16 protein-coding genes are annotated in these 17,474 nt (G+C 67.2%); 9 read left to right on the top strand and 7 right to left on the bottom strand.

Going from position 1 to position 17,474, the window contains the following annotated elements:
* Positions 1-322: 322 nt before the first annotated feature.
* The 4 genes from ACFOPH_RS06000 to ACFOPH_RS05985 all read left to right on the top strand — a co-directional run bounded on the left by ACFOPH_RS06000 (position 323) and on the right by ACFOPH_RS05985 (position 4,081).
* A complete protein-coding gene (locus ACFOPH_RS06000) occupies positions 323-1,507 on the top strand; it encodes an L-dopachrome tautomerase-related protein (protein ID WP_379734156.1) in 1,185 nt (394 codons plus the stop codon).
* Between the two features lie 215 nt (positions 1,508-1,722).
* The gene (locus tag ACFOPH_RS05995) at positions 1,723-2,274 is read left to right on the top strand and encodes an SRPBCC family protein (RefSeq protein WP_379734154.1); all 552 of its coding nucleotides are present in this window, start codon (positions 1,723-1,725) and stop codon (positions 2,272-2,274) included.
* Positions 2,275-2,293: 19 nt separating this feature from the next.
* The gene (locus ACFOPH_RS05990; protein WP_379734152.1) at positions 2,294-3,466 is read left to right on the top strand and encodes a zinc-dependent alcohol dehydrogenase; all 1,173 of its coding nucleotides are present in this window, start codon (positions 2,294-2,296) and stop codon (positions 3,464-3,466) included.
* Between the two features lie 168 nt (positions 3,467-3,634).
* A complete protein-coding gene (locus ACFOPH_RS05985; RefSeq protein WP_312550287.1) occupies positions 3,635-4,081 on the top strand; it encodes a PRC-barrel domain-containing protein in 447 nt (148 codons plus the stop codon).
* A 68-nt stretch (positions 4,082-4,149) separates the two neighbouring features.
* On the opposite strand, the gene acuI is transcribed toward ACFOPH_RS05985, so the two are convergent.
* Both acuI and ACFOPH_RS05975 read right to left on the bottom strand, forming a co-directional pair.
* A complete protein-coding gene (gene acuI, locus ACFOPH_RS05980) occupies positions 4,150-5,139 on the bottom strand; it encodes an acrylyl-CoA reductase (NADPH) (protein ID WP_379734150.1) in 990 nt (329 codons plus the stop codon).
* Between the two features lie 145 nt (positions 5,140-5,284).
* On the bottom strand, positions 5,285-8,128 hold the full coding sequence (locus ACFOPH_RS05975; protein WP_379734148.1) for an EAL domain-containing protein: 2,844 nt from the start codon (positions 8,126-8,128) through the stop codon (positions 5,285-5,287).
* 256 nt (positions 8,129-8,384) lie between these two features.
* Between ACFOPH_RS05975 and ACFOPH_RS05970 the strand changes: the two genes are divergently transcribed.
* Positions 8,385-9,218 carry an aldo/keto reductase gene (locus ACFOPH_RS05970; protein WP_312550290.1) on the top strand — a complete coding sequence of 278 codons (834 nt, stop codon included), beginning with the start codon at positions 8,385-8,387 and terminating at the stop codon, positions 9,216-9,218.
* 22 nt (positions 9,219-9,240) lie between these two features.
* Here ACFOPH_RS05970 and ACFOPH_RS05965 read toward each other — a convergent pair whose 3' ends face one another.
* Positions 9,241-9,981, bottom strand: coding sequence for a hypothetical protein (locus tag ACFOPH_RS05965; RefSeq protein ID WP_379734146.1), 741 nt, complete (start codon positions 9,979-9,981; stop codon positions 9,241-9,243).
* A 21-nt stretch (positions 9,982-10,002) separates the two neighbouring features.
* Positions 10,003-10,353: a hypothetical protein gene (locus tag ACFOPH_RS05960; RefSeq protein WP_312551135.1), complete on the bottom strand. Its 351-nt coding sequence runs from the start codon at positions 10,351-10,353 to the stop codon at positions 10,003-10,005.
* A gap of 160 nt (positions 10,354-10,513) precedes the next feature.
* On the opposite strand from ACFOPH_RS05960, the gene ACFOPH_RS05955 reads away from it, so the two are divergent.
* On the top strand, positions 10,514-10,939 hold the full coding sequence (locus tag ACFOPH_RS05955) for a DUF2501 domain-containing protein (RefSeq protein ID WP_312551134.1): 426 nt from the start codon (positions 10,514-10,516) through the stop codon (positions 10,937-10,939).
* Between the two features lie 129 nt (positions 10,940-11,068).
* Here the strand turns inward: ACFOPH_RS05955 and ACFOPH_RS05950 are convergent, their stop codons facing one another.
* From ACFOPH_RS05950 to ACFOPH_RS05940, 3 genes are all read right to left on the bottom strand, one after another.
* A complete protein-coding gene (locus tag ACFOPH_RS05950) occupies positions 11,069-11,749 on the bottom strand; it encodes a nucleotidyl transferase AbiEii/AbiGii toxin family protein (protein ID WP_379734144.1) in 681 nt (226 codons plus the stop codon).
* Positions 11,746-12,231, bottom strand: coding sequence for a helix-turn-helix domain-containing protein (locus ACFOPH_RS05945; RefSeq protein ID WP_379734142.1), 486 nt, complete (start codon positions 12,229-12,231; stop codon positions 11,746-11,748). The genes ACFOPH_RS05950 and ACFOPH_RS05945 overlap by 4 nt, the downstream gene beginning before the upstream one ends.
* A 333-nt stretch (positions 12,232-12,564) precedes the next feature.
* Positions 12,565-14,778 (bottom strand): NADP-dependent malic enzyme, encoded by a 2,214-nt coding sequence (locus ACFOPH_RS05940; RefSeq protein ID WP_379734140.1) that lies wholly within the window; start codon positions 14,776-14,778, stop codon positions 12,565-12,567.
* 291 nt (positions 14,779-15,069) lie between these two features.
* On the opposite strand from ACFOPH_RS05940, the gene ACFOPH_RS05935 reads away from it, so the two are divergent.
* The 3 genes from ACFOPH_RS05935 to ACFOPH_RS05925 all read left to right on the top strand — a co-directional run bounded on the left by ACFOPH_RS05935 (position 15,070) and on the right by ACFOPH_RS05925 (position 17,461).
* Positions 15,070-15,540, top strand: a complete 471-nt coding sequence (locus ACFOPH_RS05935; protein ID WP_312551128.1) for a hypothetical protein — start codon at positions 15,070-15,072, stop codon at positions 15,538-15,540.
* Between the two features lie 107 nt (positions 15,541-15,647).
* The gene (locus ACFOPH_RS05930) at positions 15,648-16,025 is read left to right on the top strand and encodes a hypothetical protein (RefSeq protein ID WP_312551126.1); all 378 of its coding nucleotides are present in this window, start codon (positions 15,648-15,650) and stop codon (positions 16,023-16,025) included.
* 14 nt (positions 16,026-16,039) lie between these two features.
* A complete protein-coding gene (locus tag ACFOPH_RS05925; RefSeq protein WP_379734138.1) occupies positions 16,040-17,461 on the top strand; it encodes a TolC family protein in 1,422 nt (473 codons plus the stop codon).
* The last annotated feature ends 13 nt before the right edge of the window (positions 17,462-17,474 follow it).

The raw sequence follows: 17,474 nt of genomic DNA, 5'->3' as shown, positions 1-17,474 counted from the left end.
GTTGTTGATGAAACCGCGGGAAGCCCGTGGCCGCCTCTACCACCACCGGAGCATCGACGCGCCGAGGAGGTATCCACTCACAGTGATCGCGGGACTTCAGATAACAAGGGCCTCGTTCACATCTTTTTCTTTATCGACCTGGCCAACCGAATAGCTTGCGCGGCGCCCCTCCCCGCAACGTTCTTGAACATGCGGCGCGGGTGCAACGCGCCGGTCCGGGAGCCTACCCGGGTCGGGATGTGCGCCTACACATGGATCGCGTTTACCGTGCCAGAATGGGCGTCCACCTAGTCCGGGCAGTCGTTGTCAGAAAGGAAGCGTCATGCGAATCGCACCCATGTTTCTCGCACTCGTCTTTGCGGGAGCCGGCCTGTCTTCCGGGCCCGCGCCGGCGCAAACCCAGACGGCACAGGGGGCCCAAGAGGTCCAATCGACGCATCGCCGCGCCGATAACGTGCTGCAGCAGGCGGCCCAGTTCGAACACCAGGTCACCGGCGTGACCGTCAGCGAACGCGGCCGCATCTTCGTGAATTTTCCACGCTGGACGGAAGACTCGCCGGTCTCGGTCGCCGAAGTCATGAAGGACGGCAGCTTGCGTCCTTATCCCGACGACCGATGGAATGCCTGGCGCAACGTCCGGCGCGACGAGCTCGATCCAGCGGATCACTGGGTCTGCGTGCAGAGCGTGGTGGCCGATGGCCGCGGCAGTGTCTGGGTGGTCGACCCCGCCGCCCCGGCCGTGGACGGCCTCGTGCCCGGCGGGCCGAAACTGGTGCGCATCGATCTCGCCACCGACCGGGTGGCCCAGGTGATCCGCTTCGACCAGGATGTCGCGATTCCCGGCTCCTACCTGAACGACGTGCGCTTCTCGAAGGACGGCAGATATGCCTACCTGACGGACGCCGGACAGCGCGGCGCCCTGGTCGTGGTCGACCTGGCCGCTGGCCGCGCACGCCGGGTGCTGGACGGTCATCCGTCGACCCAGCCGAAAAAAGGCGTCGTGGTGCGCACCGACGGCAAACCGCTGCGCTATCCGGACGGACGCCCGGTGCTGTTCGCCGCCGACAGCATCGCCCTCTCGTCCGACGGCGCCTGGCTGTACTGGAAGCCGCTCACCGGCACCACCCTGTACCGGATCCGGACCGCGGCGCTCGTGCGGGGCCTGGCCGGGGAGGATGTCTCCTCCCAGGTTCAGCCCTACGGCAGGGTCGGGCCCACGGACGGGCTCTGGATCGACCGTCGCACGGGAACCGACGGCGATACGTTGTATCTCACATCCATCGAGGACAACGCCGTCAAGGCGCGCGACCTGGCCCAGGGCCCGGCCGGCGGACTGCGCACCGTGGTGCAGGATCCGCGGCTGCGCTGGCCCGACACCTTCAGCCAGGGACCGGACGGCAGCCTGTACGTGACCAACTCGCGCATCCAGGACTCGGCTTTCTTCAACCGGGACGCGCCACTGGCCCTGCCGACGCAGCTATGGCGCCTGCGGCGGCCAGGAGATTGAGGTCCTGTTCGGCGTCCAATACACAAGGGAGATCGATCATGGCAAGCGGTATCGGTAATGAGCAACAAGGCAGGTCATCGCGGCACGGCCGCTCTTCCGCGGGTGCCCCGGGCAGTGGACCGGTGCAGGACATTGGCTGGGTTCCCCTCGCGCTCGGGGCCGCAGCCATCCTGGCCGGTCTCGGCGGCCGCAGGAAAGGCGCCGCGGCGCTCGCCGTGACCGCTGTCGCCGGCGCGGTCGGTGCGATGCGCAACGCGCAGTCGGAACGTGGGGGAGCAGGCGCCGCGCCGGAGGTGGAGCGCTCGATCACGATCGGCAAGACCGTGGACGAACTACGCGCTTCCTGGCTCGACGCGAGAACGCTGCCGCAGGTCATGGCCAGCTTCGCGGCCGTGCGTGCGGCCGGCGACGGCCGCACGCACTGGAAGGTCGAGGGACCGCTGGGGCGCGCCTGGAAATGGGAGGCCGAGACGGTCGACCGGCCCGGCGAGGGCATCGGCTGGCGCACGCTTCCCGGCGCCGCCATCCCGAACGAGGGATGGGTGCGCTTCCACCCTGCCCCGGCCGGCCGCGGCACCGTGGCCACCCTGCGCATCCGCTTCGACCCGCCCGGCGGCCCGCTCGGCGACGGGCTCATCAAGCTTCTCGGAGCGACGCCCCTGGACATGGTTGCCGATGCGGCGCTGCGGCGCTTCAAGAACCTCGTCGAGACCGGCGAGATCCCGACCACCGCGCGCCAGCCTGCCGCCCGCGCCGACACCCACTAAGCACACCAAGGAGCACGACATGCGAGCACTCTACTGGAACGGCGTGAACGACCTGCGTGTCGGCACGGTGAAGGACCCCGAAATCGTGAACCCCCACGACGCCATCCTGCGCGTCGGCCTGTCGACGACCTGCGGCTCGGACCTGCACTTCATCGACGGCTACATCCCGACCATGAAGGCCGGCGACGTGATCGGCCACGAGTTCATGGGCGTGGTCGAGGAAGTCGGCCCGGCGGTGAAGCGCGTGGCGAAGGGCGACCGCGTCGTCGTGCCCTCGTTCATCGTATGCGGGCAATGCTGGTATTGCGAGCACAAGCTTTACTCCCTGTGCGACAACACGCACCCGAAGCCCGAGCTGCAGGAGCCGCTGCTCGGCGGATATCCGACGGCGGGTATTTACGGTTATACCCACGCCTTCGGCGGCTACGCGGGCGCGCACGCGCAATACGTGCGGGTGCCGTTTGCCGACAACGACTGCTTCAAGATCCCCGACGGGGTAGCGGACGAGACTGCGCTGTTCCTGTCCGATGCGGCGCCGACCGGCTACATGGGGGCCGATTTCTGCGACATCCAGCCGGGCGACACGGTCGCGGTCTGGGGTTGCGGGGGCGTCGGCCTGATGGTGCAGCAGAGCGCGCGCCTGATGGGCGCCGAGCAGGTGATCGGGATCGACCGCTTCCCCGAGCGCCTGCGGATGGCGCGCGAGCACGCCGGCTCCGAAACGATCGACTACACGCAGGTCGACAGCGTGCTGGACGTGCTCAAGGAGATGACCGGCGGGCGCGGCCCAGATGCCTGCATCGACGCGGTGGGGATGGAGGCGCACGGCACCGGACCGCAGTACGCCTATGACCTCGTGAAGCAGGCCCTGCGCCTGGAGACCGACCGCGGCCAGGCGCTGCGCGAGGCCATCATGGCCTGCCGCAAGGGCGGCACGCTGTCGGTGCTCGGCGTCTACGGCCTGATCGACAAGTTCCCGATGGGCGTCATCATGAACAAGGGCATGACCGTGCGCAGCGCCCAGCAGCACGGCCAGGCCTACATGGACCGCCTGCTGGCGCACGCCCAGAAGGGCGAGCTGAACCCGGCCTACCTCGCCACGCACCGCTTCTCGCTCGAGGACGGGCCGCGCGGCTACGACATGTTCAAGCACAAGAAGGACGGCTGCGTGCGCGCGGTGTTCGCACCCTAGAACACAAGCGCCTGTGGAGTGCCGCTGGTGCCAGGACTGCGCCGCGCGGGCGCGAGGGAGGCTTGAGCCAGATCAAGGCCGCTTGACCTTCACCCGCGCGCTGTGCACTCGCGCCCATGGTGGACGGTCCTATGATGAATGGGACTGGATCGCCGCGAAGGAGGCATCATGAAACGTTTCATCGCACTCTTGACGATGTCGCTTGCCCCGCTCTGGGTAGGCGTCGCATCGGCACAGGCGCCTGCGCACTCGACCGCGCAAGCGCCCGCCGCTCCGGTTGCCGGCCGGGCGCCGCTGGGGGTCACCGTGATCCAGATGGAAGAAGTCGTCGTCGGATGGAGCACCAAGCGCGACCTGCTCGGCAAGACGGTGGTCAACGACAAGAACGACAAGATCGGGACGATCGACGACCTGATCATTTCTCCAGGCAAGGCCGGCAATACACCTGCCGCCTCGTATGCGATCATCGGCGTCGGCGGGTTCCTGGGCCTCGGCAAACGGGACGTTGCCATTCCGGCCGAGCAGTTGAAGCTCCAGAATAAACAGCTGACCTTGCCTGGGGCGACGAAGGATGCACTGAAGGCCATGCCGCCGTTCGTGTACCAGAAAAAATAGGGCTGGCGTGCGGATGCTGCCGACCGGCACGCGGCCCGTGTGCCCCGGTGTGCCCTGGTGCGTCTCGTTCAGGCATTGACGTTCACCACCAGCCGCCCACGCACCTTGCCGGCGAGCAGCTCCGGCGCCTGGACGAGCGCCTCGGCCAATCCGATTTCCCGCGTGATGGCTGCCAGTTTGTCGGCGTCCAGTTCCTTCGCCAGCCGCGCCCATGCCGCCACGCGTTTCGGCGGCGGGGCCATCACGCTGTCGATGCCGATCAGCCTGACGCCGCGCAGGATGAACGGCGCCACCGAGGCCGGAAAATCCATCCCCTGGGCCAGTCCGCATGCCGCGACGCTGCCGCCATAACGGGTCTGTGCGACCGCATTGGCCAGCGTGTGCGAGCCCACCGAATCGACCACCCCGGCCCAGCGCTCCTTCTGCAGTGGCTTGGCCGGCGTGGACAGGGCTGCGCGGTCGATGACCTCGGCCGCGCCCAGGGATGCGAGGTAATCGGCCTCGGCCAGCCTGCCGGTGGACGCGACCACGCGGTAGCCCCGGTTCGCGAGGAGTGCGACCGCAATGCCGCCGACGCCACCGGATGCCCCAGTTACCAGGATGTCGCCGCTGTCGGGAGCGACACCCTGCTCTTCCAGCGCCATCACGCACAGCATCGCGGTGTAGCCCGCCGTCCCGATCGCCATCGCGGTCCGGGCCGACATGCCCGGCGGCCGTGCGATCAGCCAGCCGCCCTTCAGCCTGGCGCGCTGCGCCAGGCATCCCCAGTACGATTCACCGACACCCCAACCGTTCAGGATGAATTCGTCGCCCGCCTTCCAGTCCGGATGCGACGACGCGATGACCTCGCCCGCGCCATCGATGCCCGGCACCATCGGCCAGCTGCGCACGACAGGCGCCTTGCCGGTGATGGCCAGGCCATCCTTGTAGTTGATCGTCGAATAGTCGGCGCGCACCAATACGTCGCCGTCGGCCGGCAACGCGCGTTCGTCGAGCTGGGCAAGCCGGGCACTGGTGGCGCCGTCATCGTTCTTGTCGAGCAGGATTGCTGTGAACATGCTGGATCTCCAAAAGAATGCGTGGACGGAAGGCGAAAGCGACAGGAACAAAGTCCGGATCAGCCGGATCGACACGATACTACACCGCTGTAGTGGCAACCCGGGGCGATCCGGCACCGCAAAGGCGGCTCCTCGGGGCAGCTCCTCAGAATTGCTCCGCCGCCACCGGCCGCCCGAACAGGTAACCCTGGAACGCGCGGCATCCGTGCATGGCGAGAAAGTTGCGCTGGTCGGCCGTCTCGACGCCTTCAGCGATCACGTCCAGGCCCAGGGTGTGGCCCAGCCCGAGGATGGTGCGGGCGATCGCGGCGTCGTTCGGGTCGGTGAGCACGTCGCGCACGAACGACTGGTCGATCTTCAGCTGGTCCAGCGGCAGGCGCTTCAGGTAGGCAAGCGAGGAATATCCCGTACCGAAGTCGTCGAGCGCAAAGCCGATGCCCTTCTCCTTGAGCGCATGCATGGTGTCGATCGTATTCTCGACGTTCGCGACCAGCAGGCTCTCGGTCAGCTCGAGCTTGATCCGGCGCGGATCCGCGCCGGTGCGCGCGATGACCTGCAGGACCTGGTCCACGAAGGCCTGCTGGCGGAACTGGCGCGCGCTCACGTTGACGGCCATCGTCAGGTGCGCCGTGTCCTGCCGGCTGCCCCAGGACACGAGCTGGCGGCATGCCGCTTCCAGCACCCACTCGCCCAGCTGCAGGATCAGCCCGGTCTCTTCGGCCAGCGGGATGAACACGGAAGGCGAGACGTCCTGGCGGCTCGGGCGCTCCCAGCGCAGCAGCGCCTCCGCGCCCACGGTCTGGCCGTTGCTGTCGGTCTGGCGCTGGTAATGCAGGGTGAATCCCTGGGTGCGCAGGCTGCGGCGCAGGTCGGCCTCGAGCTCGACGCGCGCATTGACCACCGTTTGCATGTGCAGGTCGAAAAACCGGATCGTGTGCCGCCCGGCCGCCTTGGCCTGGTACATTGCCAGGTCGGCGCGCTTGAGCAGTTCGTCGATGTCCCGGATGTCCTTGTCGAACAGGGCCACGCCGATGCTCGGGCTCGCGTGGTGCTGGTGCCCATCGAGCTGGAACGGCTGGTCGAATGCCTCGATCAGCTTTTCGGCGACGCGCTCGGCCTGGGCCGCCGCTTCTTCCGGCTGCGCGCTCAGGTCCTCCAGCACGATCACGAATTCGTCCCCGCCGTGCCGCGCCACCGTATCGCTGCGCCGCGGCACCCGCGCCTCCAGGCGCCGCGCCACCTGCTGCAGCAGCTGGTCGCCCTTGTCGTGCCCCAGCGTATCGTTCAGGGTCTTGAAGTTATCCAGGTCGATGAAGAGCAGCGCGCCGCCATGGCCGTCGCGCTTGGTCGCCGCGACCGCGTGCCGCAAGCGGTCCAGCAGCAGGCGCCGGTTCGGCAGGCGCGTCAGGTGGTCGAAGAATGCCAGGCTCAGGATCGCATGCTCGTCCTGCTTGCGCTGGGTGATGTCGGTTTCGATCTCCAGCACCGCCTGCGGCTGGCCATCGTCGCCGCGCACCAGCGTCAGGTGCGATTCGACCGGCACCGGGCGGCCATCCTTGCGCCGCTTGGCGATTTCGCCGCGCCACTCGCCGTTGCGCAACACCGCGCGCTGCGCCCGTTCCAGGTCGTCCGTGGCCAGCATAAGGAGCTCGACCTTGGTCTTCCCGAGCGCCTCGGCGGCGGTCCAGCCGAACAGCCGTTCCGCGCCCTGGTTCCAGTAGGAGATCCGAAAGTCGATGCCGGATACCGAAATCGCATCGTGGGCCTTGTCCAGCAGCGAGGCCAGCAGCCGGTTGCGTGCTTCGGCCTCGCGGCGCGCGGCTTCGGCCTGCATCTGCGCGGTGACGTCGAGCATCGAACCGATCACGTTGAGCGTGGCGCCTTCGGCATTGCGCCTGAACACGCACTGGTCCCGTACGGTGGCGTAGGAGCCGTCCCCGCGCAGGAAGCGGTATTCCCCGGTCCAGGTTTCCCGCCCCTCGTTCATGGCCGCGTACACGCCATCGACGACGCGCTCGCGGTCCTCCGGCGCGATCCGCGATACCCAGTCGTCGAGCCCGTTCCCGAAGGCGTCCGCGTCGTATCCGAACACGGATTGGGCCCCTTCGCTCCACCAGAGGCGGTCGTTGGGGACATCCCAATCCCAGATGATGTCGCTGGTCACGCGGGCCACCATCTTGAAGCGCTCGGCAGCTTCGCGCTCCAGCTCCTGCAGGCGCTTGCGCCCGGTAATCTCGGTGGTATAGGTGGCCAGGCCTTCATCCGTGGGCACGAGGCGTACCTCCTTCCACACCCGCAGCGGCGCGTAGTACTCCTCGAATGCGACCGCCTGCCGGCGCGCCATCGCGAACTCGTACTGGTCCCCGAAGGGCGTCCCGACCAGGTCCGGATACTCGTCCCACATGACCTTGCCGAGCAACTCATGGCGCGGGCGCCGCAGCAGCCGCTCGGTCGCCGCGTTCAGGTAGGTGAAGCGCCATTGCCTGTCCAGCGTATAGAAGGCGTCGGCCATGGCCTCCAGCGTTCCCAGGAGCCTGCGCGACAGCGCCTGCAGCTCCGCGGTCGATTGGTGTGCCTCCGTCACGTCGTGCAAGGTACCGGCCAGCATCAGCTGCCCCGCTTCGTCGCGGTACGGCACCCCATGCACGCGCACGTAGCGCAGCGTGCCGTCCGGCTGGACGATACGGTGCTCGAGCTCGGTCTGGCGCGGATGCTCCCGGTTCTCCCGGATCGCGGCCACCACTGCGCGCCGGTCGTCCGGGTGGATCAACGCCAGATAGCTCTCGATCCTGCCGTCGAAGCCGCTTTGGTCGACTCCCATGATGCGGCGGGTCTCGGCGGACCAGGCCAGCTGTTCGGAAGGCGGGTGGAATTCCCAGGTGCCGACGTGACCGATTCCCTGGACCTCGGCCAGCTGCCATTCGATGAGCTGCCGCCGGTCCAACACGCCGGGATGCTCACCGCTTGCCGATCCGTTGTCCGTGGTCACGCTGTCGCTCCGCAGTCTGTGGCCGGTTGGCCGCGCGTATTGTCGCGCCGTCATCACTCGCAGGTAATGACGGGCAGGGTGAGAGCGGCAACCTGTAAGACGGGCGGTGCGGCGCGAAGTTCAATTTTTTGTTTTCATTCAGAAAGCTTCAGTTCCGACCTGCGCCGGATCGGAGGCGCGCGCACCCGTTCATCGTGCGCCCGTGCCAGAATGGCGATCCATATCATGCAGCTTGTTTTTTCAGAAAGGTAGAGTCATGCGCTACACCCGACTTCCCTCCGGAGAGCAGGTGCCGGTGCTCGGCCTGGGTACCTGGCACATGGGCGAGCGTCCCGAAAACCGGCAGAACGAACTCGATGCGATACGGTCCGCCGTCGACAGCGGGATGAACGTCATCGACACCGCGGAAATGTATGGCGACGGCGCCGCCGAGGAATTGATCGGCCAGGCGCTCAGCGGCCGCAGGACCGATGCCTTCATCGTCAGCAAGGTGCTTCCCCACCATGCGACGCGGCGTGGAACGCTCAACGCCTGCGAGAACAGCCTGCGCCGGCTTGGCACCGACTACGTCGACATGTACCTGCTGCACTGGCCTGGCGCGGTGCCGCTCGAAGAGACGCTGGAGGCCTTCGATGCGCTGCTGCGCGCGGGGAAAATCCGTTACTGGGGTGTCAGCAACTTCGACACGGCGGACATGGAGGAACTGCTCGCCCTGCGCGGCGGGGAGGCGGTGGCGGCCAACCAGGTGCTGTATAACCTGACGCGACGCGGCATCGAGTTCGACCTGCTGCCCTGGTGCCGGCAGCGCACGCTCCCGGTCATGGCGTATTCCCCGCTCGAACAGGGGCGCTTGCTCGGCGACCCCGAGCTGCTGCGCCTTGCCGCGGACTATGGCGCAACGCCGGCCCAGATCGCCTTGCGCTGGGTGCTGCGCAACGATGCGACGATCGCGCTGCCGAAGGCGGGCACGCCTGGCCACGTCGGGCAGCTCGGCAAGGCGCTCGACATACCGCTGTCGCCGCAGGACATGGCCGCGCTGGATCGCGCCTTCCCGCCGCCCGAACGGAAAGTGCCGCTGGAAGTGATCTGACGCATCGAGACGCGTAAGCCGGCTACCTTGCACGCGCCTGAGCGCGGCTGCCGGGCAAGCCGGCCACCAGCGCCTGCATCGCCCGCAAGCGCTTCTCGTCGAGCAGGAACGCGTTCGAGGCAGCCCCCTGCGCCACCAGTTTCCGGTGCAGGCTGAGCCCCGCACGCGGATCCATGCCCAGCCTGCGCATATTCTCGAACGCCCACTTGTCCGCGCGGTCGAACACGCCCGCCGCCACGCGGCTGACGCCGGACAGCGAGGCCCGGTTCGCCGCCGACCGCGCCATCAGCGAGGCCGCCTGCCCGGCAAGCTCGGTCGCCGCGATCTGGCCGGTGGCCGAGGTCCCGGCGGCGGCGCCTGCGCGCGCTGACGCGACCGCGCTGCTGGTGGCAAATCCGAGCCCCAGCACGGAGAGCCATTTGAACGTGCCAACCATGAAGGCGTAGGTTTTCATGCGCGCGCCGCCCCCCTCGGACAGTCCCTGCGTCCACAGGACGATCCATTCCGCTTCGTCCGCGCTCAAAGGCTGGTGAACGATCTCGAGCGGATGCACGGATTCGGTCCAGTGATAACGCTGCAGCGCCGGATCGAGCGGCGGTGCGACCAGCACCCGGCCGCGGCACAGCCTGAACGGCGACACCGTGAGCTCCTCGCCGGAGTCGAGCTTGAGCGTGAAAGGCACGCCGCGGTCGCGCGCTTGCACCAGCTGTTCCGCCATCCGCAGCTTGTCGCCGCTCTTGTATCCATCGACTTCGGCGAGCACGTCGCCGGCGCGCAGGCCGGACTACGGGTCGGCGGCGATCACCGTCAGGTTTTCGTCCAGGCCCAGTGCGCGCACCCAGGCCACGCGGATGTCGTCGTCCAGGCCATAGGTGGTCATGGCATCGAACGGCAATTCATACTCGTTGGCGCAGCCGCTGTCGGCGGCAGCGGCCGAGCGTACGATGGCTGGTCGGAACGAGACGGCCGCATCGCTGAAGTCCCGCATGTTCGCGATGAGCCGGCTGTCCAACGGGCGGCCGTCGTCCACCGTCAGCGGCGTCGTCCCGCACCCTGCCAGTCCAACGAGGAAAAATGCAGCCGTGAAAGCCGATGTGAACGCCGCGGTGGAAGCTGGGTTCGTACTCTTGAACACCGCTCTTTCCTCCCTCCACCCGAGCATTATGTAAACCGCCGTCCGCAGGCAATTGGACCAAAGCCGTACCGCCAACCGCGGGCGCCGGGAGTCGGACCAAGGCCCCATTGCGCGCACGCCGTTCCGGGCCGACCATGGCGGCGAGACTGCGCGGAGGTGCATGATGAAACTTGTGATGTCGGGGCTGGCGCCCCTGGTGTTCGCCGCAACGCTCCTGCCGCACAGTGCAGGCGCCCAGGTCGAAGGCCTGTTGAACAAGGGCGGCCACGGCGGCGGCCTGAAAGGACTGGCCGGCATGGCGAGCGGCCCCATGACGTCCGGCAGCATGGGGAATGTCGCCGGGCTGCTGCAGTACTGCATCGGCAACAATTACCTGAGCGGCGAAGGTGCGTCCTCCGTCAAGGACCAGCTGATGGGCAAGCTCCCCGCCGGCAGCGAGAACAAGGACCCGGGCTACAGCGACGGCCGGAAGGGTCTGCTACACGGCAGTAACGGCAACATGCTGAACCTGGGCGGCGGCCTGACGGCCGAGGTCACAAAAAAGGCCTGCGATACCGTGCTGGCCCAGGCCGAGTCTTTCCTCTGAGGCCGGCCCGGCTGCCGGCGGGGCGCAAGCCCGCTCCCAGGCGCCGAAGTCCGCCGTAGACGCGCGGCGAGCGCACCTACGCAGCGGCCCACGCTCGCCGCCAACGTCTTCATTTACTGCATCAACGTGCTACGGCCGGGAACTGGGCGTAGCCCCATCCTGGAGTGCTGAGCTAAAAACCGACAGCCGCTCTCTTAACAGACCCGCGGCATGCTCGTACGTTGGTGTGTAATCCAGGGTTGCAATTGCCTCAAACTGCATCTTGAGCTGCTCGGCGTTCGTTTCGAGCTGCAGCAGAATGGTATCGACGTGCTTGACCAGGAATCGACCCGCAGCGTCCAACGCCTCTGGCTCCTTCTCGGCCACCAGAGCAAAATCGAACAGATCGCGGGCCGTCAATCGATTGCCGCGATGCCAGAATTTTTTAGCAATGATCTCGGCGGAGGTCTCGACTTTCACCTCTCTCCCCAGCAGTTCCTGCAGAACATAGGGATCCTTGGTCAGGTTGGGCGATGCCACGAAATCGATCTCGCCTTCAGCTAGAAACAATTTGACGAAATTCGCCGCTTCCGTGTAATCGGTAGTCAGGTTCTCGGCGCGTGAACTCAAACGCGGACTGACATAGCCTAGTGCTTGCGGATCTGGAACGAAAATGTCGATATCCTTGCTGAAGCGATGATTATGCCGCAACATCAGCACTGTCCCGCCGCCAAATGTCCAGTAGAGGTTCTTCGTGCCGCGCTCAAGTACATCGTCGATCAGCGACAGCGCATGCCGGAACAATTCCTTCCAGTTTTCCGGCTGGTTCATCCCCATACGGTTCGGTGCGCATGCAGTTCGTGAGCCCAGCTTGCGAGATGCTGGATTATTTTTCGTGGCGTCACGGTCGACGAGTGTTGGGCGGCCTCGTAAACAGCCTTCACGACGACAGGAAGCGGCGTCTCGTCAAGCAAGGTCATCAAGTGAGGACGGAATTCGGGACGAGCTTCGCCCGACTCCAGCATTTGCGCCAGGATTTCGGGGGAAAGCGGGGTCTTGTAGCTGGTGCTGGCCGTCCTTGCAGCTACGGCAAGTGCATGGTTCAGGCCTTTTGCCGGCTCAGCCTGGAGGTCCAGTCCCAACACGCCCAAGATGTGAGCTAGCTTGGCGTAGCCGAGATCACGCAATGTGCCGTTCTCCAGCTGGTTGATCGTCGTACGCGACAGCTCCGTCAGCCTGGCGAGCTGTTCCTGTGTGAGTCCGAGCTCCGACCGTTGCTTCCTGATGCGAGCGCCAATCTCGGATAAACGCATGACGAGTCCTAAAAAATGTTAAGTATGTTGAACATTAAACCGTTTGCGCGCCGAGTGCAAGCATTCCTTCCAAGCCCCGCAGACGCTTCGATGCTTGGCTACCTGCTTACCTGCCTCCCAGGGGGGCGGGGAGACGACAGCGCCTTTGCGAATCGATAGCGGCGCCCTGCTCCACCACGTCGGGACATGAGCGGACAGGGATCGGTTGGCCGAAGTACCGGATGCGCCGGCGCGCATGAAGGCCGCCGGCGAATTTGAAGAAATTACCCGGACACTCCCGGGCATGCGCTGCCCGGGAACGCACGCCGGCATGACCGGCGTGCGTTGTTCGCGTCAGCGCACGCCGGCGACGGCCAGCGCCGTCATGTTGACGATGCGGCGTACGGTCGCGCTCGGGCTGAGGATGTGCACGGGCTTGGCCGCGCCCAGCAGGATGGGGCCGACGGTCACGCCCTTGCCTGCCGCCACCTTGAGCACGTTGAACAGGATGTTCGCGGCGTCCAGCGATGGCATCACCAGCAGGTTGGCGCTGCCGGCGAAGCCAGTCACGCCGTCCGGCTGGTAGAGACGGCGGATCTCCTCGGACAGCGCGGCGTCGCCGTGCACTTCGCCGATCAGGGCCAGCTCCGGCGCGCTTGCAGCCAGCAGCTCGCGCGCTTCGCGCATCTTGCGCGCCGACGGACGCTCGGACGAGCCGAAGATCGAATGCGACAGCAGCGCAGCCTTCGGTTCCAGGCCGAAGTGGCGCAGTTCGGTCGCGGCCAGGCGCGTGATGTCGGCCAGTTCCTGGGCCGTCGGGTTGTCGTTGACGTAGGTGTCGGTGATGAACAGGGTCAGCTTGTCCAGCACCAGCGCATTCATCGCCGCCAGCGCGCCGGCGCCGGGGGCGGTGCCGATCACGTCGCGCACGTGGACCAGGTGGCTGTCGTAGCTGCCCTGCATGCCGCAGATGAGCGCGTCGACGTCGCCCGACTGCAGCAGGCGCGTGCCTTGCAGGGTGGCGTCGCCGCTGCCGTCCGGCTCGGCCAGGACGTAGTCGACGTCGCGCTTCAGGCGCAGGCCGGACTGCTTCACTGCCTGCTCCACGGCTGCCGCGCTGCCGATCAGCACCGGCTTGGCCAGGCCTTCGTCGACCACGGTCTGCACCGCGCGCAGCACGCGCCCGTCGGTGCCTTCGGCGTAGGCGACGCGGCGCAGATTGGCCTTGGCCTTGGCGAACACCGGTTTCATGAAGAAGCCGGTGTGATAGATCATTTCGCCCAGGCGCGCACGGTAGGCGTCCATGTCCGTGATCGGACGCGTGGCGACGCCCGAGCTTGCTGCAGCTTCGGCGACGGCCGGCGCGATCGCCGCCATCAGGCGCGGATCGAAGGGTTTCGGGATGATGTATTCCGGACCGAACGTCAGGTCCTGGCCGGCATAGGCTTCGGCCACGGTGTCGTTGGCCTCGGCCTCGGCCAGGCGCGCGATCGCGCCCACGCAGGCCAGCTTCATCTCGTCGGTGATGCGGGTCGCGCCGCAGTCCAGGGCGCCGCGGAAGATGTAGGGGAAGCACAGCACGTTGTTGACCTGGTTCGGGTAGTCCGAACGGCCGGTGGCGACGATGCAGTCCGGACGCGCGGCCTTGGCCACCTCCGGACGGATTTCCGGTTCCGGATTGGCCAGGGCAAGGATCACGGGACGCTCGGCCATGGTCTTGACCATTTCGCCGCTGAGCACGCCGGCGGTCGAGCAGCCGAGGAAGACGTCGGCGCCGTTCACGATGTCGGCCAGGGTGCGGGCAGACGTATCCTGCGCATAGCGCGCCTTGTTGGCTTCCATGTTGGCCTCGCGGCCCTGCCAGATCACGCCCTTCGAGTCGGTCACGAAGATGTTTTCCTGCTTCACGCCCAGGCTCACCATCATGTCGAGGCAGGCGATCGCCGCGGCGCCGGCGCCGGAAGCGGCCAGCTTGATTGCACCGATATCCTTGCCGACGACTTTCAGGGCGTTGATCAGGGCGGCGCTGGAGATGATCGCGGTGCCGTGCTGGTCGTCGTGGAAGACCGGGATGTTCATGCGCTCGCGCAGCTTCTTCTCGATGTAGAAGCACTCGGGCGCCTTGATGTCCTCGAGGTTGATGCCGCCGACCGTGGGCTCGAGCATGGCGATGGCCTCGACCAGCTTGTCCGGGTCGTTTTCCGCCAGTTCCAGGTCGAACACGTCGACCCCGGCGAATTTCTTGAACAGGCAGCCTTTCCCTTCCATCACCGGCTTCGAGGCCAGCGGGCCGATATTGCCCAGGCCGAGCACGGCGGTGCCGTTGGTGATCACGGCCACCAGGTTGGCGCGCGAGGTGTAGTCGGCGGCGGTTGCCGGGTCGGCTGCGATTTCCTCGCAGGCGTAGGCGACGCCCGGCGAGTAGGCCAGCGACAGGTCGCGCTGGTTCGACAGGGGTTTGGTCGCGACCACTTCGATCTTGCCGCGCACCGGGCTGCGGTGGTATTCGAGCGCGTCAGCGCGCAGTTGGGTATCGTCGTTGTCGTCGCGCTTGGTGTTACTGCTCATGTTGCTTCCTTAAATGATATGGCTATCCAGAAGTACCTCGGGCTGGCGGTGCCAGGCAATGTTATCGCAAGACCTGGGGCGCGGCCCGTCCAGAGTACTATCGGGTCTGCTAGTTTAACCGATGGACAAGTTTTGCTCCCGGCGCGCCCCCATTGGGCGTCCAGGCCGGTCGGCTTGACGGCCGCCGGAGCGGAAGGCGAGTATCCCGGCCCCGCCCCGATTGCGGCTTGACTTCGGTCAAATATAAAATTGTTACTACACGAAAACTGCCGTGCTATACTGAGTTGATCTATGAACCGTCTGCTCACGACATTGCTGATCTGGCTCCTGATGGCCGCACTGCCGCTGCACGCGGCGGCTGTTTCCATCAACATGTCCTGCGCGCCGGTTCCGCAGCAGGCCGGCGGACAGCCGGGCGCACACGGCCCGCACGGCGCACATGCGGCCTCCGCCGCGCCCGCATCTTCCACCGACAGCCATGCCCGTCACGATGCCCATGCCGGCCACCACGGCAGCGCGGTGCATCCCGATGCCGGCGCCAGCGACACCGGCGGCCTGGACGAGGCCTCCCAGGCCAAGGTCGGGAAGCTGTCCCATTCGTCCTGCAGCGCCTGCTCGGCATTCTGTGCCGGCGCGGTGGCGCCGCCGTCCTTCTCTCTCTCCCTGCCTTTCCTCGACGGCTCCGAGGCGGTGCGCGTTCCGCCCGCCGACCTGGTCGCCGGCTTCATCCCCGACGGTCTGCAACGACCTCCCCGGCAATAAATCCGCCTGATCGATTGGGCCGGCGCGCCCGCGGCTGACTGCTGCCGGCGTCCGTCCCGTGCTTCGGTGCGCGCCTGCGCACCTGTAACCGATTTCGAGGATAGACCATGAGATTCAAGCATTGGGTGGCCATTGGCGCCCTGCTCGCCGCCGGGCCTGGCGTACAGGCCCAGCCGGGACAGCGCGTGGCCGCTGTCGCTGCACCTGCCGTTGCTGCCGCTCCCGCCGCTCCCGCCGATCCGGCCGATCCCGCCGTTGCCGTGCCCGCACCCGTGTACGCATCGGCACTGGCCGGCTATACGCTGCTTGCCAAGGATGGCGGCGCGCCGGACAAATCGTGGCGCGCGGCGAACGCTGCCGTCGGCGGCCAGAACGACCATGTTGGTCATGCCGGCCAGCATGCCCCCGCACCGACAGACAAGAAGGCTGTACCGCAGCCGGCCACGCCGGCACCCGCGTCGGCACAGCAGCACCCGCATCGCTGAAGCGAGGCCGAAGAATGAAAACAAACCATTTGCTGCCGGCCCTGCGCCGGGGCGCGATCGGCTCCGCCGTCCTCGCCCTGGCGGGCTGTGCGGGCTTTTCGGGCGACGGCGGCCTGGACGCCGTCTCCGTCATGACGGGCGAGCGCGTCGGCCAACAGGTGCGCCTGCAGCGCGCGACGGCCCCCGCGCCGGCGGTCCAGGCCGAACTGGACGAACTCCTGCGGCAACCCCTGTCGGCCGACAGCGCCGTACGCGTGGCCTTGCTCAACAACCGCGGCCTGCACGCCGCGCTGCTGGACCTGGGCGTGGCCGAAGCCGACCTGGTGCAGGCGGGCCGCATGGCCAACCCGTCGCTCGGCTTCAGCCGCATGTCGGGAGGCGGCGAAACCGAGATCGAACGCAGCGTCATGTTCGACCTCGTCGGCCTGCTGACCATCCCCCTGCGGCGCGACATCGAAGCGCGCCGCTTCGAGGGCGCCAAGCTGGTTGCCGCGACCGAGGCCGTGCGCCTTGCCGCCGACACCCGCAAGGCCTATTTCAACGCCGTGGCGGCCGTGCAGTCCGCAGGCTATGCGGAGCAGGTGCGCGAGGCGGCGCAAGCCAGCGCCGAGCTGGCCGCGCGCATGGCCAGGGTCGGCAACCTGAGCGCGCTCGACCAGGCGCGCGAACAGGTATTTTCCGCCGAAGCGACCGCCCAGCTGGCCCGGGCCCGCCACAACGCCACGGCGGCGCGCGAGCGCCTCATCCGCCTGCTGGGCCTGTGGGGCGCCGCCGCCGACATCGGGCTGCCCGAGCGCCTGCCCGACTTGCCGGGCGCGCCGCGCGAGGGCGCCGGCATCGAGTCGCTGGCGATGCGCCAACGGCTCGACGTGCAGCTGGCAACACTGAATACGCAAGCGACCGCGCGCGCGCTCGGCCTGTCGAAAGCGACCGGCTTCGTCAACGTGCTCGACGCCGGCTACGTCAACTCGAGCAAGACCGGCTCGCCGCGCGAGAACGGGTACGAGATCGAGCTGGCGCTGCCGCTGTTCGACTGGGGCGGGGCGCGCGTGGCGAAGGCCGAAGCGCTCTACATGCAGTCCGTGCACCGTACCGCCGACACCGCCATCGCCGCGCGTTCCCAGGTGCGCGAAGCCTGGTCGGCCTATCGCACCAGTTACGACCTGGCCAGGCATTACCGGGACAAGGTCATTCCGCTACGCAAAAAGATCTCGGAGGAGACCCTGCTGCGCTACAACGGCATGCTGATGAGCGTCTTCGAGCTGCTGGCCGATGCGCGATCGCAGATCAACGGCGTGAACGCCGCCATCGAAGCGCAGCGCGACTACTGGATTGCCGACACCGAGCTGCAGGCCGCCATCACCGGTGCCGGCCCTGGCGGCACCACGCTCGGCCTGGCCGCGGCCGCCACGGGCGAAGCCGCCGCCGAACACTGATCAAGGAAAAACG

It is taken from the genome of Massilia haematophila, from assembly GCF_042647645.1.
Classification (GTDB): Bacteria; Pseudomonadota; Gammaproteobacteria; order Burkholderiales; family Burkholderiaceae_D; genus Telluria; species Telluria haematophila.
Note: the sequence above shows the minus strand (reverse complement) of the source record. Positions and strands in the feature narration are given on the sequence as shown.

Excerpts from the sequence above, each read along its gene's own strand:
- ACFOPH_RS06000 (WP_379734156.1), top strand. The coding sequence starts at position 323 with ATGCGAATCGCACCCATGTTTCTCGCACTCGTCTTTGCGGGAGCCGGC.
- ACFOPH_RS05990 (WP_379734152.1), top strand. The coding sequence starts at position 2,294 with ATGCGAGCACTCTACTGGAACGGCGTGAACGACCTGCGTGTCGGCACG.
- ACFOPH_RS05985 (WP_312550287.1), top strand. The coding sequence starts at position 3,635 with ATGAAACGTTTCATCGCACTCTTGACGATGTCGCTTGCCCCGCTCTGG.
- acuI (WP_379734150.1), bottom strand. The coding sequence starts at position 5,139 with ATGTTCACAGCAATCCTGCTCGACAAGAACGATGACGGCGCCACCAGT.
- ACFOPH_RS05970 (WP_312550290.1), top strand. The coding sequence starts at position 8,385 with ATGCGCTACACCCGACTTCCCTCCGGAGAGCAGGTGCCGGTGCTCGGC.
- ACFOPH_RS05955 (WP_312551134.1), top strand. The coding sequence starts at position 10,514 with ATGATGAAACTTGTGATGTCGGGGCTGGCGCCCCTGGTGTTCGCCGCA.
- ACFOPH_RS05950 (WP_379734144.1), bottom strand. The coding sequence starts at position 11,749 with ATGAACCAGCCGGAAAACTGGAAGGAATTGTTCCGGCATGCGCTGTCG.
- ACFOPH_RS05945 (WP_379734142.1), bottom strand. The coding sequence starts at position 12,231 with ATGCGTTTATCCGAGATTGGCGCTCGCATCAGGAAGCAACGGTCGGAG.
- ACFOPH_RS05940 (WP_379734140.1), bottom strand. The coding sequence starts at position 14,778 with ATGAGCAGTAACACCAAGCGCGACGACAACGACGATACCCAACTGCGC.
- ACFOPH_RS05935 (WP_312551128.1), top strand. The coding sequence starts at position 15,070 with ATGAACCGTCTGCTCACGACATTGCTGATCTGGCTCCTGATGGCCGCA.
- ACFOPH_RS05930 (WP_312551126.1), top strand. The coding sequence starts at position 15,648 with ATGAGATTCAAGCATTGGGTGGCCATTGGCGCCCTGCTCGCCGCCGGG.
- ACFOPH_RS05925 (WP_379734138.1), top strand. The coding sequence starts at position 16,040 with ATGAAAACAAACCATTTGCTGCCGGCCCTGCGCCGGGGCGCGATCGGC.